14 protein-coding genes and 1 riboswitch are annotated in these 14671 nt (G+C 66.4%); of the genes, 9 read left to right on the top strand and 5 right to left on the bottom strand.

Translation table 11 applies throughout. The features are described from left to right. Positions 1-72: 72 nt before the first annotated feature. Both ACWDTD_RS14935 and ACWDTD_RS14930 read right to left on the bottom strand, forming a co-directional pair. Entirely contained in the window at positions 73-1197 is a 1125-nt protein-coding gene (locus ACWDTD_RS14935) for a baeRF11 domain-containing protein (protein WP_449747905.1), read from the bottom strand. A gap of 74 nt (positions 1198-1271) precedes the next feature. Next, positions 1272-1670: a hypothetical protein gene (locus ACWDTD_RS14930; RefSeq protein WP_449747904.1), complete on the bottom strand. Its 399-nt coding sequence runs from the start codon at positions 1668-1670 to the stop codon at positions 1272-1274. A gap of 92 nt (positions 1671-1762) precedes the next feature. Between ACWDTD_RS14930 and ACWDTD_RS14925 the strand changes: the two genes are divergently transcribed. Further along, a complete protein-coding gene (locus tag ACWDTD_RS14925) occupies positions 1763-2380 on the top strand; it encodes a mismatch-specific DNA-glycosylase (RefSeq protein ID WP_449747903.1) in 618 nt (205 codons plus the stop codon). On the opposite strand, the gene ppk2 is transcribed toward ACWDTD_RS14925, so the two are convergent. The 3 genes from ppk2 to ACWDTD_RS14910 are packed head-to-tail and all read right to left on the bottom strand — an operon-like array spanning position 2347 to position 4735. After that, complete coding sequence (gene ppk2, locus ACWDTD_RS14920) at positions 2347-3180, bottom strand: polyphosphate kinase 2 (RefSeq protein ID WP_449747902.1); 834 nt, start codon at positions 3178-3180, stop codon at positions 2347-2349. The two genes, ACWDTD_RS14925 and ppk2, sit on opposite strands and share 34 nt — an antisense overlap. 55 nt (positions 3181-3235) lie before the next feature. Continuing rightward, positions 3236-4228, bottom strand: coding sequence for a malate dehydrogenase (locus ACWDTD_RS14915; protein ID WP_449747901.1), 993 nt, complete (start codon positions 4226-4228; stop codon positions 3236-3238). A gap of 48 nt (positions 4229-4276) precedes the next feature. Further along, on the bottom strand, positions 4277-4735 hold the full coding sequence (locus tag ACWDTD_RS14910) for an META domain-containing protein (RefSeq protein ID WP_449747900.1): 459 nt from the start codon (positions 4733-4735) through the stop codon (positions 4277-4279). A 293-nt stretch (positions 4736-5028) separates the two neighbouring features. On the opposite strand from ACWDTD_RS14910, the gene secA2 reads away from it, so the two are divergent. From secA2 to gcvP, 8 genes are all read left to right on the top strand, one after another. After that, positions 5029-7479, top strand: coding sequence for an accessory Sec system translocase SecA2 (gene secA2, locus ACWDTD_RS14905; RefSeq protein WP_449747899.1), 2451 nt, complete (start codon positions 5029-5031; stop codon positions 7477-7479). Then, entirely contained in the window at positions 7476-8093 is a 618-nt protein-coding gene (locus ACWDTD_RS14900; protein ID WP_449747898.1) for a CDP-alcohol phosphatidyltransferase family protein, read from the top strand. The genes secA2 and ACWDTD_RS14900 overlap by 4 nt, the downstream gene beginning before the upstream one ends. A gap of 30 nt (positions 8094-8123) precedes the next feature. Beyond that, positions 8124-8528: a glycine cleavage system protein GcvH gene (gene gcvH, locus ACWDTD_RS14895; protein ID WP_449747897.1), complete on the top strand. Its 405-nt coding sequence runs from the start codon at positions 8124-8126 to the stop codon at positions 8526-8528. A 188-nt stretch (positions 8529-8716) separates the two neighbouring features. Further along, positions 8717-9163: a glycogen accumulation regulator GarA gene (garA, locus tag ACWDTD_RS14890; RefSeq protein WP_449747896.1), complete on the top strand. Its 447-nt coding sequence runs from the start codon at positions 8717-8719 to the stop codon at positions 9161-9163. Positions 9164-9207: 44 nt separating this feature from the next. Further along, positions 9208-9894: a transcriptional regulator FtsR gene (gene ftsR / locus ACWDTD_RS14885; protein WP_449747895.1), complete on the top strand. Its 687-nt coding sequence runs from the start codon at positions 9208-9210 to the stop codon at positions 9892-9894. A 46-nt stretch (positions 9895-9940) separates the two neighbouring features. Further along, positions 9941-10441: a bifunctional nuclease family protein gene (locus ACWDTD_RS14880; protein WP_449747894.1), complete on the top strand. Its 501-nt coding sequence runs from the start codon at positions 9941-9943 to the stop codon at positions 10439-10441. 278 nt (positions 10442-10719) lie between these two features. Further along, the gene (locus tag ACWDTD_RS14875; protein ID WP_449747941.1) at positions 10720-11352 is read left to right on the top strand and encodes a MerR family transcriptional regulator; all 633 of its coding nucleotides are present in this window, start codon (positions 10720-10722) and stop codon (positions 11350-11352) included. Between the two features lie 147 nt (positions 11353-11499). After that, positions 11500-11591, top strand: a riboswitch (glycine riboswitch). Positions 11592-11759: 168 nt separating this feature from the next. Next, positions 11760-14669, top strand: coding sequence for an aminomethyl-transferring glycine dehydrogenase (gene gcvP, locus ACWDTD_RS14870; protein ID WP_449747893.1), 2910 nt, complete (start codon positions 11760-11762; stop codon positions 14667-14669). Positions 14670-14671 lie beyond the last annotated feature (2 nt).

The following is a 14671-nucleotide window of genomic DNA, read 5'->3' as shown; positions in this document are numbered from 1 at the left end:
GTTCTTCGGTCCGAACACTCCGGAAATGACTCACCGCCGAGTCCCGTGCCAGGACCCGGCGGTGCTCGTGAATCAACTCATCGGGTAACGCAGACCCGCGACTGCGGTGCCGTTCCACACCGACGACGTGATCTCCGAGGCGCGCACGGCGACCACGGTGCCACCCTGACCGAGGACCGCGACCACGATCTTCGAGAGCAGGTCGTAGCCCTCGTCGTCGTAGGTGAGGTCTCCCGTCTCGGCGTCGATGTGGCCGAAGATGTCGACGGTGAACTCGTAGACGAGGGTGTCGACCGCTCCGCCGGCGGCGGCCTTGCTGATGTCGGCGAGGTCGGTGGCCACCAGGCCACGAGCAACACCGTCGGCGATGCGTTCAACCAGGGCATTGTCGCGTTCGGCGTTCAACGCCGGCATCTCGGCGCGGATCGCGGCGTCGATCTCGTCGGCGCGCAGTTCGTCGGAGGCGCCGGGCACAGCAATGACGCGGCGGGTGGTCTCGGCGGCCCGGTACATGTCGAGCAGCGGATCGGTGGCGAACAGGAACAGCGGCTGTTCCCCATTGGGGTCTCCGGGGGCCAACTCGGCGCGCACGGCCTCGGCCACACGCTTGGCGTACTTCTCGAGCAGCACCTTCTTGCCTTCGTCGCCTGCCAGGCGGCGGACATGTCCGCGGTCACGGATGGTGGCGCGATTGGTGGCGTCGGCGACGTCGACCGCGTGATCGCCGGTGAGGGGCATCTCGGTGGCGACGGTCGTCGGAGTGGCCTTCCACAGATTCCAGCCATTGGCCGACAGCGTCAACGCGTACGCGGTCTGCTCGCTGGTCACCGCCCGTACGATCTGGCCGAGGTCGAAGTAGGTGCCCACCTGCATCTGGTTCTCCAGCCGGTTGGGCAGGATGAACACCTGCGCCTGGCTGGGGGAGAGGAAGATCGCGAGCGATTTGGACAGCCGGGCCCACGCCTCATCGGTGCGGACCTTCTCCCACTGCTCACGCAACGCCTCCTCGGTGGCGTGACGAATACCCGATTCGCGTAATTCGCGCACCGCGCGGTCGAAGGCACTCTTGGCGTTGAGGTAGCTGTCCTCGCGCTCATCGGGTGCCGGCGAGGTCTCCGCGTAGATTGTGATCGCATTCTCCTGCCGCACTCCCAGATCTCGCAGATCCTCCAGTGTCGGCAGCTCATAGCGGGCCATGATCATCCTTTCGTCGCATCCCGGGGGAGCAACCCCAATTTCCATGGTAGCGACTGGGATTTCGCCTCGGCCGGTCATCGTCGAACCGCGCTGGGACCGGCCGTCGACGCACCGAGAGACTCGACGCGCGAACGTAATTCGCGGTCGGCGGTGACCACTGTCACCGTCCGGCCCGCTTGGGCGGCGACCAGGGCGACGATCGCGTCGTCACCGGAACCATCGGCCTCGACGACGCTCACCTCGGGCCGCGACGGGACCCCGCGAGCGGCGCCTTCCACCACCATGACGACCTCCACCGGGCCGGCGAAGTCCGGCAGACCTGCAGCGGCCACCGGCACGAGAGCATCGCGGAGGCGACGGGTGGCACCGCGGCGGTCACGCCACCAGCCGTCGGGCACCGAACCGACCACATTGGCCGCATCGACGACGATCAGCGGTATCCCGTCCGCACCGGACGTGCCGTGCTCACCCATTCTCCTGATCGAAGGCGCTCGGCGGGCCGGGCGCAACCCGTTGCCACGGTGAAGCCGGTCGCTACGGTGAAGCCGGTCGCTACGGTGACTTGATGGCAAAAGCACGATTCACCCGCGCGGAACTGCTGAGATATCGCGACCGCGAGATCGCCGATCTCGTCGCTCCGGGTTGTCGGCTGCTGTTCGTCGGAATCAACCCCGGTCTGTGGAGCGCGGCGACCGGCGCGCACTTCGCACGTCCCGGCAACCGCTTCTATCCGGCGCTGTACCGGGCCGGCATCACCGACCATCTGATCGACGCCTCGGCCGGGATGCGTGCCGCCGACCGGGATCACCTCATTGCCCGGGGAGTCGGCATCACCAATGTGGTGGCGCGGGCGACGGCCGCAGCCGCCGAGCTGACGGCCGCCGAAATCCGATCGGGCGCAGAGCAATTGCGCGAGCATGTACGTGAGATCGGCCCCACCGTGGTGGCGATCGCCGGGATCACCGCCTATCGAACGGCGTTCGGCATCCGTGCGCTCACCCCGGGGCCACAGTCACTCGACTGGAATGGTGCGGCGGTGTGGGTGGTACCCAATCCCAGTGGGCTCAATGCGCACGAGACGGTGGACTCACTGGCCACCGCATATCGCGCTGCCGCGCAGGCAGCGGGGATCGTTGTCGCAGACTCGCCTCAGTCGTCCTTTTCGATCAGCAACTCGACGTGATCGGGTACGTACTTCGACAAGGACCGCGGCGGGCGGTGATAGTTGCCGCTCTCGACTGGCTTCTTGGGTAGCGACACCTCGGGGTGGGGCACCTCCACGTAGTCGATGGTCGAGAGCAGGTGCGCGATCATGTTGAGCCGAGCATGCTTCTTGATGTCTGACTCCACGACGAACCACGGACTCATCGCCGTGTCGGTGTGCACCATCATCTCGTCCTTGGCCCGCGAATAGTCTTCCCAGCGGTAGACCGATTCGAGGTCCATCGGGCTGAGCTTCCATTGGCGCACCGGGTCGCTCATGCGGGAACGGAACCGGCGCAACTGTTCCTCGTCGGAGACCGAGAACCAGTACTTCCGCAGCAGGATGCCGTCGTCGATCAGCATCTGTTCGAAGATCGGTGTCTGCCTGAGGAACCGGGTGTGCTCCTCGGGGGTGCAGAAGCCCATCACCTTCTCCACTCCGGCACGGTTGTACCAGGAGCGGTCGAAGAGCACGATCTCACCGGGGGCAGGCAGATGCGCGACGTAGCGCTGGTAATACCACTGTCCGCGTTCACGATCCGTCGGTGCCGGCAGCGCGGCCACGCGCGCGATCCGCGGACTCAGGTACTCGGTGATCCGCTTGATCGTGCCGCCCTTGCCGGCGGCGTCGCGTCCCTCGAAGATCACCACCACACGTGACCGCGTCTCGCGCACCCATTCCTGCAGTTTGACCAGTTCTGTCTGTAGTCGGAACAGTTCCGCCTCGTACACCTTGTTCGAGATCTTCGGGGGTTTACTGCTCTTCGACTTCTTTGCCATGAATCAAAGCTTAAGCCCGGGTGTCTTCTCAGGCTGGACTGTTGGGTCTTTGGTCCTAGGCTTCGGCGAGTTTGGACACCGCATCGAGTTCCGACTGCAACTCGGCGACCGATGCATCGATCCGCGCCCGCGAGAAGTCGTTGATCTCGAGCCCCTCGACGATCTCCCAGCGCCCGTCGACCGCACGCACCGGAAACGAACTGAGGATGCCCTCGGGTATGCCGTACGCCCCGGGCGACGGCAATGCCGTCGAGGTCCAGTCCCCGCCGGGCGTGCCCAGCACCCAGTCGCGGACATGATCGATGGTCGCGTTGGCCGCCGACGCCGCCGACGAGGCGCCACGAGCCTCGATGATCGCCGTGCCGCGTTTGGCCACGGTGGGGATGAAATCGTTGACCAGCCAATCCTCGTCGGTCGCGATCTCGGCGCCGCTGCGATCGCCGACCCGGGCGTGGAAGATGTCGGGGTACTGGGTGGCCGAGTGATTACCCCAGATCGCCACCCGTTGGATGTCACGCACGGGGGTCCCGGTGTGCGCGGCGAGCTGGGCGATCGCACGATTGTGGTCGAGTCTGGTGAGCGCGGTGAAGCGTTCGCCGGGGACGTCGGGAGCGTGCGCGGCGGCGACCGCAGCGTTGGTGTTGGCCGGGTTGCCCACCACGATCACGCGGATGTCGTCGGCGGCAACCTCGTTGATCACCGATCCCTGTTCGGCGAAGATCGCCGAGTTCGCGGCCAGCAGGTCGGCACGCTCCATACCTTTGCTGCGGGGTTTGGCGCCGATGAGCAGGCCGAAGTCGGCCCCGTCGAACGCCGCGCGGGGGTCGTCGTAGATGTCGACAGAGCTGAGCAGCTCAAAGGCTCCGTCCTGCAACTCCATCGCCGTCCCGCCGGCAGCCGCCACCGCCTGCGGCAGTTCGAGGAGACGCAGCGCGACCGGCTGGTCGGGGCCGAGCATGTCACCGGCAGCGATCCGGAAAACCGAGGCGTATCCGATACTGCCCGCGGCCCCGGTGACGGTGACCACTGTGGGCGTGACGTCAGTCAATGCAATTCCTGTCTCGAGTGAATGTGATTGTGAGCGAGCTGATCACGCTCAGGTCTTGGGGGGATCCTCGGTGAGGACGGCGGTGCTCCCAGCAGAGGTCAAGGTGAGTGTCGAATCCCCGTACTTCCAGGTCACCGGAGATGTCAGGAAGGTGCTCAGCCACGCGTCGGCACCGTCGCGTGGTGGCGGGCACGCCATCATCGTCGATGCCAGATCGCCTGCGGACATCGTGTCGCCACTGACGGTGAGCCGACCCATGTGTCGGTTGCAACCGGCGGTGGCCGAGATGCGACCGGCCTCGGGAAAGGCCACCGAGAGCGGGCCGCCACCGGGAATGGGTGTGCCGGAGACCGATGTCGAGGTGAAGGACTTCCCGACGAGTGTGGCCGGATCATTCGAGGGATGCGCGGTCGCGGAATTCGACCCGCAAGCAGTCGCGGCGACGGCGAACAACGTCGCGCCGACCAGTGATCTGGTGAAACCGCGACCCGGTCGTCGTCGACGCACGGGCCACACCACCACCGGGCGTGAACCGTGTTGGTGCCGCGGATCCGTCGAGCTTTCGACATTGATGCCCACGTCACAAACGTTAGTCGAGGAAACAGCGCAGGGTGCACCGTGCCCGCGCCGCAGCGATGACGATCACCGGTGATCTTGGCGACATCCGTGAACGGTGCGTCGAGCGGGTGTGGCGAACACCACCGCCACCGTGGGCGGGCAGATCGCGGCCGCGTACCGTGGTGGTCGATTCCGCCGGGTCGGCAGAGCCGGCAACAGGTGACGAAGCAGGAGAGGCGTTCGTGGGAAAGCTGACGAACAGCATGTGGCGGTTGCTCGGAGCTCAGTCGACGCGCAATCAGTCGAAATCGGTGGGCTTGATCAAGGACGCCGAGGAGCACACCGAATGGGCCGCGGAGCTCGACGACGATCAGTTCCGGCCGGAGGCCGAGAAGCTCGACATCGGCGACTCACCGGCCGACCGTGCCAAGTTCATGGCCCTGGTGCGCGAAGCCGCCGACCGTTCCCTCGGGCTGCGGCCGTTCGACGTGCAGCTGCAGGGGGCGTTGCGTTTGCTCGAGGGCGACGTCATCGAGATGGCGACCGGTGAGGGCAAGACCCTCGCCGGTGCGATCGCGGCGGTCGGTCACGTCCTCGAGGGTCACCAGGTACACGTCATCTCGGTGAACGACTACCTCGCCACTCGCGATGCCGAATGGATGAAACCGCTGTTCGACGCCTTCGGCATCACGGTGCACGCCGTGTCGGAGAACTCGACGCGGACCGAGCGGACGCGCGCCTACGCCGCCGATGTCACCTACGGGTCGGTGAACGAGATCGGCTTCGACGTGCTGCGCGACCAGCTCGCCCAGTCACCGGACGATCTGGTGTCGCCGACCCCGGATGTCGCCATCATCGACGAGGCCGACTCGGTGCTGGTGGACGAGGCGCTCATCCCGCTGGTGCTTGCCGGCTCCACCGACGCGGAGGTACCCGACACCGCGATCCACGACGTCGTCGGTCGGATGAAGAACAAGCACTACGAGGTCGACGCAGAGGGACGCAACGTCACCCTCACCGAGGAGGGCGCCACCTTCGTCGAAGAGGAACTCGGCGGGATCGATCTCTACGACGAGGAGCACGTGGGGACGACACTGGTCCACGTCAACATCGCGATGCACGCGCACTATCTGCTCGACCGCGACGTGCACTACATCGTGCGCGACGGTGGAGTCCACCTGATCAACGCGTCGCGCGGCCGCGTGGCGCAACTGCAGCGCTGGCCCGACGGGGTGCAGGCCGCCGTGGAGATCAAAGAGGGTCTCGCGCAAACGGATTCGGGCGAGGTGATCGACACGATCACCGTGCAGGCGCTGATCGGCCGGTATCCGACGGTATGCGGCATGACCGGTACGGCACTGGCCGCCGGCGAGCAGTTCCGCCAGTTCTACGGACTGCGGGTGTCGCAGATCCCGCCGAATACCCCGAACGTGCGGGAGGATCTGCCCGACCGGGTGTACGACACGAAGGCCAACAAGGTCGAAGCGGTGGTCTCCTACGTTGCCGAGGTGCACGAGACCGGACAGCCGGTGCTGATCGGCACCCACGACGTCGCCGAATCCGAAGAGCTCGCCTACTTCCTGGAGAAGGCCGGCGTGCCCTGCGTGGTGCTCAACGCGAAGAACGACGCCGAAGAGGCCAAGATCATCGCCGAGGCGGGCATCAAGGGTGCGGTCACCGTGTCGACGCAGATGGCCGGGCGAGGCACCGACATCAGGCTGGGCGGCTCCGACGAGAACGAGGAGGCCCGCGACGAGGTGGTGGAACTCGGTGGCCTCTGCGTGGTGGGCACCGGCCGCCACGACACCGAGCGGCTGGACAACCAGCTCCGCGGCCGCGCGGGACGACAGGGCGACCCCGGCCGCTCGGTGTTCTTCAGCAGCCTCGAGGACCCGGTGGTGACACGTAATCTCGCGTTCAAGCGGGACCCGGTGTCGCAGGAGGAGGACGGGTCGATGGGTCAGAAGGGCATCGACCTCATCGAGCAGGCGCAGCGTGTTGCCGAGGGCGTGATGCTCGAACTGCATGCCAATACCTGGCGCTACAACAAGCTGGTCAATCAGCAGCGCGACATCGTCGTGGCCCGCCGGATGCAGGTTCTCACCACCGACACCGCGCTCGACGAACTGGCCGAACTCGAGAGCGCGCGATACGCCGAGCTGACCGGAACCAGTACCGATTCGCAAGCGGACACCGACTCGGCAGTGGACCCCGATTCGGAAGACACCGATTCGGCAACTGACACCGATTCGGAAACAGGCACCGACTCCGCGGCAGCTGCCGACGCCGACGAGCCCGATACCGCGCCCGCGCCAACCGAACCCGTCGACCGTGACGTGCTGGTCCAGGCCGCCCGCGAGATCATGCTCTATCACCTCGACCGCGCCTGGGCCGACCACCTCGCGTTCGTCTCGGACGTCCGGGCGAGCATCCACCTGCGTGCGATCGGCAAGGAGAGCCCGCTCGACGAGTTCCACCGCCTCATCCTCGACGAGTTCACCAACCTGCCGACGCAGGCGGTCGAGGACGCGCGCAAGACCTTCCGTGAGGCGACGATCACCAACGACGGCGTCGACCTCGGGTCCGCGCATCTGCACCGGTCGACCACCACATGGACGTACATGGTCCACGACAACCTCTTCGCCTCCGGTGGGGCGAAAACGCTGCAGGGCATCATCGGAATCTTCCGGTGAGCCCGGCGCCGGCCGGCGACAACGGGGATCGCATCCTGACGGTTCCCAACGCACTGAGCCTGCTGCGGCTGGCCCTGATCCCGGTGTTCCTGTGGCTGCTGCTGGGACTGCACGCCGACGGCTGGGCGTTCGCAATCCTGCTGTTCTCCGGATTCTCCGACTGGCTCGACGGCAAGCTCGCACGCATCCTCGACCAGTCGTCGCGAATCGGGGAACTGCTCGACCCGGCCGCCGATCGTCTCTACATCGTGATCATCCCGATCGCCTTCGGCATCCGCGAATTCGTGCCGTGGTGGTTGATCGGCGTCATCATCGCGCGTGACGTCCTGCTGTTCGCCACCGGCCCGTTGCTGCGCAGTCGGGGACTGCTCGCGTTGCCGGTCCTCTACATCGGTAAGGCGGCGACGTTCGCGTTGATGAGCGCCTTCCCGTGGCTGCTTGCCGGACAACTCGATTCGGTGGTCGGCACGATCTGCTACCCGATCGGATGGGCATTCCTCATCTGGGGCGTCGGACTCTATCTGTGGTCGTTCGTCCTCTACTGGGCGCAGACGATCATGGTTGTGCGCACCATGCCGCGCGCTGCCGTGCCGAGCGCCGGTGGCATGGCCTAGAGTCGCCAGGGACGAGAAAGGGGTATCCACGTGAGCGATACGAATGTGCCGGCCGAACTCAGCTACACCCCCGAGCACGAATGGGTGCGCAAGATCGGGCCGACCACGGTGCGGGTGGGCATCACCGACTACGCACAGGATCAGCTCGGTGACGTGGTGTTCGTCCAGTTGCCCGACATCGACTCCGAGGTCGAGGCGGGGGAATCGTTCGCGGAGGTGGAATCGACCAAGAGTGTCTCCGACATCTTCGGCCCGCTCAACGGAACGATCTCCAATGCCAACGACGAATTGGAATCGGCACCCGACCTGGTGAATTCGGAACCCTACGACTCCGGCTGGCTGGTCGAGATCACGGTGTCCGACGCCGCGGAGCTCGACGCACAGCTGGCCGACATGCTCGATGCCGACGGTTACCGCGAGGTCATCGAAGGCTGACCCCTCCCGCTACGCGGGAACGTATGATCATCGGTGTTCGGTCGAGTCGGGCGCAGGCGTGTTCGACTCAGACGGTACGGTTTACCTCATCGGAATCAGCTGGGATGTGTGCCCGTTCATGGGCCTGCACCCGCAGTGCGACTCGGTGTCGACGCCGGTGACGAGTGGACGACGACGAAGGAGAAGCGGTGAGCGATAGCGACAATGACTACGAGGCGCCGGTGGAAACCACATCGGTGTTCCGTGAGGAGTTCATCAACGAACTCGATGCGGGAGCGTCCTCGGGTGAACCAGCCGATACCGGGGTGGAGCGACTGTCACCCGGTACCGCGCTGCTTGTCGTCAAGCGCGGCCCGAACGCGGGCTCGCGGTTCCTGCTCGATCAGCCGACGACCTCGGCGGGTCGGCATCCCGACAGCGACATCTTCCTCGACGACGTCACGGTGAGCCGCCGGCACGCGGAGTTCCGGCTCAACGAGACCGAGTTCCAGGTGGTCGACGTCGGCAGCCTGAACGGGACCTACGTCAACCGCGAGCCCGTCGACAGTGCGACGCTGACCAATGGCGATGAAGTCCAGATCGGCAAGTTCCGACTGGTGTTCCTGAGCGGTCCCCGCGATAGCACCGGCGCCTGAGCGCAGTGCCGGCCTCCACTGCGGGACAGCGCGGCGAAGGATCGATGTCCATCGGATCGGTCCTGGCGCTGTTGCGCGACGACTTCCCGGACGTGACGATCTCCAAGATCCGATTCCTCGAATCGGAAGGGTTGATCACGCCCGAACGCGCGCCCTCGGGGTACCGGCGCTTCAGTGAGGCCGACTGTGAGCGGCTGCGGTTCGTGCTGACCGCGCAGCGCGACCGTTACCTGCCGCTGAAGGTCATCAAGGAACAACTCGAGGCCATCGACAACGGCGACGGCGGATTCGGTCGAGGTGGCACCACGGCGTTGTCCTCGGCACGCAGCGTCGTCGCCCCGGCCACCGATTTCTCCGCCCGGGGCGGACGTGTGTCACGCGAATCGCTGATCGAACGCACCGGGGTCGACTCGGCGTTCGTTACCGAACTACAGCGCAACGGACTGCTGACGCCGGGGCCCGCAGGATTCTTCGACGAGGACGCGGTCCGTCTGGTCGAGGCGGCCGCGGCGCTGGCCAACTACGGCGTCGAGACCCGGCACCTGCGTGCGTTCAAGGTTTCGGCCGAACGTGAGGCCGGCCTCGTCGCGCAGATCGCGAGCCCGATCGCGAAGGGTAAGGGCACCGGAGCCCGCGACCGGGCCGAGGAACTCGTCCGCGAGATCGCCGCCTTGTCGGTGACACTGCACACCCAGCTGGTCAAGCAGGCGGTACGCGGCGTGCTCGACTGACGCGGTGTAGCGTCGTGGACAACTACCAGGCGGTCGGAGGTGCGAGATGAGCGAGATGCGTGTGGTGGGCATTCGGGTCGAGCCGCCGCAGAGTCAACCGGTCCTGTTGCTGCGTGAAGTGGACGGCGAGCGGTATCTGCCCATTTGGATCGGACAGAGTGAGGCTGCGTCGATTGCGTTGCGCCAGAAGGGTATCGAGCCGCCGCGCCCATTGACCCACGACCTGATCGTGAACCTGATCGAGGAATTCGGTCAAACCCTCGTCGAAGTTCGCATCGTCGACATGCAGGAGGGCACCTTCTACGCGGAGATGGTGTTCTCCGGGGATGTGCGGGTATCGGCACGGCCGTCGGATTCGATCGCAGTGGCCATGCGCGCCGAGGTGCCGATCATCGCCGATGAGGAAGTGCTCGCCGAGGCCGGATTGTTGATCCCGGACGAGGACAGCGAGGACGGTCCGGACGAGAAAGAGGACGAGGTGGAGAAGTTCCGCGAATTCCTCGACAACGTCTCGCCCGACGACTTCAAGGCCAGCGGCGGCGCGTGAGCGCGATCGCGCAGCGACACGTCACGGATCCGCATCCGACAGATCACCATTGATCTCGATCTCTACATGAGGTCGAGTGTTTGGGGCGCGTCGTGTTGATCGGCGATGATTCGTGGCCCTACGGTCGAACAGACATCGCGGACACCCGCGACGATGAGACGGAAGATCGGGCGGCGCGGCGTATGGTAGAGCGAGATCCGCATCGGTCTGAGCATGGCGAGGAGTCTGCAGTGGGCGAAAAGCCGTTCGACAGCGATGCGGTGTCCGATGATCGGTTGATCGATGATCGGTCGATCGACGACACGGCGACGAACGGCGATGTGGGTGCCGACGGCAACACCACAGCGACCGCCACCCAGGGCAGCCTCGACGACATCGCCCCCGGACTCTTCCCCAACGACACGGTGCCCGACGAACTCGTCGGCTACCGCGTGCCGAGCGCCTGCCAGATCGCCGGCATCACCTACCGTCAGCTCGACTACTGGGCGCGCACCTCGCTGGTGGTGCCCTCGATCAGAGGCGCAGCCGGTTCTGGCAGCCAGCGGCTCTACTCCTTCAAGGACATCCTGGTCCTCAAGATCGTCAAGCGTCTTCTCGACACCGGTATCTCGTTGCAGAACATCCGCGTTGCCGTCGACCACCTGCGCCAGCGCGGAGTCGAGGACCTGGCCCGGATCACCCTGTTCTCCGACGGCACCACCGTCTACGAGTGCACCTCCGCCGAGGAAGTCGTCGACCTGCTGCAGGGCGGTCAGGGCGTGTTCGGGATCGCGGTGAGCGGCGCGATGCGTGAACTCACCGGCACCATCGCCGATTTCCCGGGGGAGCGCGCCGACGGGGGCGTTACCGAAACCGCTCCCGAAGACGAGCTGGCGGCCCGGCGCAAGAACCGGACCCGCCGCACCGGCTGACGGCTGCACAGACGAACTGGCGTCCCGGCGCAAGAACCGGACCCGCCGCACCGGCTGACGGCTGCACAGACGAACTGGCGGCCCGGCGCAAGAACCGGACCCGCCGCACCGGCTGACATCGGCTCGACCGGTAAGCTGGTGGCGCGTCGCTGCATCGCGGGAGAGCGTCATCTCGAATGGCCGCCGAAGGAGCAACACCTCCTCGTCAAACTCTCAGGCACCCGGACCGTGATGTCGACGGCGTCTCTGGAAAGTGACGATCGTCCCGGTCGTCCGCCCACGGTGAAAGGCCGGCGCGCCACAGCAGCCGCATCGGCCGAATCTCTCAGGCGCCACACGATGGCATGACAGAGGGGGAGGGCCGACCCGCCGGAGCTGTCCGGCGTCCGCGAGAGGTTGACCCGACCATGAACACGTTTCCCGATGACTTCTCCGCTGCGCGCAGCGCGTCCTTCGCCGATCGGCACGTGGGACCCGACGCGGATGACACCGGCCGCATCCTGTCGATGATCGGGGTGTCCTCGCTCGACGAACTCGCCATGCAGGTGGTTCCGAACGTCATCGTCGACCCCGTCGACGACAACGGTCTCGGGGTCCTCGACGCACCGCTGACCGAGAACGAGGCGCTCACCCGCCTCGCCGGGCTCGCTGCCCGCAACACGGTCAACAGGTCCATGATCGGGCTCGGCTACTACGACACCATCACTCCGGGCGTCATCTTGCGCAACGTGGTGGAGAATCCCGCGTGGTACACCGCCTACACCCCCTATCAGCCGGAGATCAGTCAGGGCCGCCTCGAGGCGCTGCTGAACTTCCAGACGATGGTGGCCGACCTGACCGCGATGGAGGTGGCCAACGCGTCGATGCTCGACGAGGCCACCGCGGCGGCCGAGGCGATGACCTTGATGCGCCGGGCCGGCAGGTCGAAGTCGTCGCGTCTGGTGGTCGACGCGGATCTGTTCCCGCAGACCCGCGCCGTCATCGAAACCCGTGCCGAGCCCCTCGGAATCGAGGTGGTGGAGGCGTCACTGAATCCGGATCTACCCGGCAGCGGACTGCCCGACGGCGAGTATTTCGGGGTGATCCTGCAGGTGCCCGGCGCGTCCGGCCGCATTCTCGACGCCGCGCCGGTGATCGACGCCGCGCATGATGCCGGTGCTCTCGTCGCGGTGGGCGCCGACCTGCTGGCCCTGACCCTCCTCACCCCACCCGGTGAGCAGGGCGCCGACGTCTGTTTCGGCACCACCCAGCGGTTCGGTGTCCCGATGGGATTCGGCGGACCGCACGCCGGCTACCTGTCGGTGCACAGCCGCCACGCGCGACAGCTTCCCGGACGTCTGGTCGGGGTTTCCCGCGATGCCGACGACAACCTCGCCTACCGGCTCGCATTGCAGACCCGTGAACAGCACATTCGGCGCGAGAAGGCCACCAGCAACATCTGCACCGCCCAGGTGCTCCTGGCCGTGGTGGCCGCCATGTACGCCTCCTATCACGGGCCGGACGGACTGCGCGCGATCGCGCGACGCGTCCACCAGCGCGCCACGAGACTCGCCGACAGCCTCACCGCCGCCGGTTTCCGGGTGTCCTACTCACGGTTCTTCGACACAGTCGAGGTGCGCGCCCCCGGTCAGGCCGACGCCATCGTCGCCACGGCGCATCGTGCCGGTTACCTGCTGCGGCGGGTAAACGCCGACACCGTGTCGATCGCCTGCGACGAGACCACCACCGAGGCCGACATCGATGCCGTGCTCGACGCGTTCAGTGCCCGCGGCGTCAGGGCTCGTGCGTACGCGCAGCCGATCGAGAATCGTAACGGCGAATACCTCACCCATCCGGCATTCCACCGCTATCGCACCGAAACGGCGATGCTGCGGTACCTGCGGTTGCTCTCCGACAAGGACATCGCGTTGGACCGCAGCATGATTCCGCTCGGTTCGTGCACGATGAAACTCAACGCCACCACCGAGATGGAGCCCATCACGTGGCCCGGTTTCTCCCGACTGCACCCCTTCGCACCCGCCGAGGACACCGCGGGCATCCGTGAACTGATCGCGACGCTGGAGGAATGGTTGGCGGCCATCACCGGCTACGACCGGGTCAGTCTGCAACCCAACGCCGGCTCACAGGGCGAGTTCGCCGGGCTGCTCGCCATCCGCCAGTACCACCTCAGCCGCGGCGACACCGCGCGCGACGTGTGCCTCATCCCGTCGAGCGCGCACGGCACCAACGCGGCGTCGGCAGTGATGGCCGGAATGCGTGTGGTGGTGGTCGGCTGCCGCGCGAACGGCGACGTCGACGTCGACGATCTGCGGGCCAAGATCGCCACTCACCGCGACTCGCTTGCCGCGATCATGATCACCTATCCGTCCACGCACGGGGTCTTCGAACACGACATCGAGGACATCTGCGCCGCCGTGCACGACGCGGGCGGTCAGGTCTATGTCGACGGCGCGAACCTGAACGCCCTGGTGGGCGTCGCGCGCCCCGGACAATTCGGCGGCGACGTGAGTCATCTCAACCTGCACAAAACCTTCTGCATCCCGCACGGCGGCGGCGGGCCGGGCGTGGGGCCGGTGGCGGTGCGATCGCATCTGGCGCCGTTCCTGCCGGGACACCCGCTTGCCGCGGAACTATCGGGTACCGCGACGATCTCGGCAGCGCCCTACGGATCGGCATCCATCCTGCCGATCACCTACGCCTACATCGCGATGATGGGTGCGGCAGGTCTGCGGCGGGCCACCCTCACCGCGATCGCCTCGGCCAACTACATCGCCCGCCGACTCGACGATCACTACCCGGTGCTCTACACCGGTGGTGGGGCGAGCGGAGCGACGGGGGGTGTTCGTGACGGCAATTGGGTGGCGCACGAGTGCATCCTCGATCTGCGACCACTCACCAAGGCGACGGGGGTGACCGTCGACGACGTCGCCAAACGGCTCGCCGACTACGGATTCCATGCGCCGACAATGAGTTTCCCGGTGGCGGGCACTCTGATGGTGGAACCCACCGAGAGTGAGAACCTCGACGAGATCGACGCGTTCTGCGATGCCATGATCGCGATCCGCGCCGAGATCGACAAGGTGGCCGACGGCACCTGGCCGGTCGACGACAGTCCGCTGCGTGGCGCACCGCACACGGCCGAATGCCTTGTCGCCGAGTGGGATCACCCGTACTCGCGCGAGGTTGCGGTGTACCCCAACGGCCTGCCGTCGGCGGGTGCGCGCGCCAAGGTGTTCCCGGCAGTGCGGCGCATCGACGGCACCTACGGCGACCGCAACCTGGTATGCAGTTGCCCGCCGATCGAAGCGTTCGCGTGAGG

This window comes from Gordonia sp. NPDC003425 (genome assembly GCF_053588635.1).
Note: the sequence above shows the minus strand (reverse complement) of the source record. Positions and strands in the feature narration are given on the sequence as shown.

What these genes read in the sequence shown, in the direction of transcription:
- ACWDTD_RS14880 (WP_449747894.1), top strand. Translation starts at nt 9,941, where the DNA reads ATGAGCGAGATGCGTGTGGTGGGCATTCGGGTCGAGCCGCCGCAGAGT.
- ACWDTD_RS14935 (WP_449747905.1), bottom strand. Translation starts at nt 1,197, where the DNA reads ATGGCCCGCTATGAGCTGCCGACACTGGAGGATCTGCGAGATCTGGGA.
- ACWDTD_RS14925 (WP_449747903.1), top strand. Translation starts at nt 1,763, where the DNA reads ATGGCAAAAGCACGATTCACCCGCGCGGAACTGCTGAGATATCGCGAC.
- ftsR (WP_449747895.1), top strand. Translation starts at nt 9,208, where the DNA reads ATGTCCATCGGATCGGTCCTGGCGCTGTTGCGCGACGACTTCCCGGAC.
- ppk2 (WP_449747902.1), bottom strand. Translation starts at nt 3,180, where the DNA reads ATGGCAAAGAAGTCGAAGAGCAGTAAACCCCCGAAGATCTCGAACAAG.
- ACWDTD_RS14930 (WP_449747904.1), bottom strand. Translation starts at nt 1,670, where the DNA reads ATGGGTGAGCACGGCACGTCCGGTGCGGACGGGATACCGCTGATCGTC.
- gcvP (WP_449747893.1), top strand. Translation starts at nt 11,760, where the DNA reads ATGAACACGTTTCCCGATGACTTCTCCGCTGCGCGCAGCGCGTCCTTC.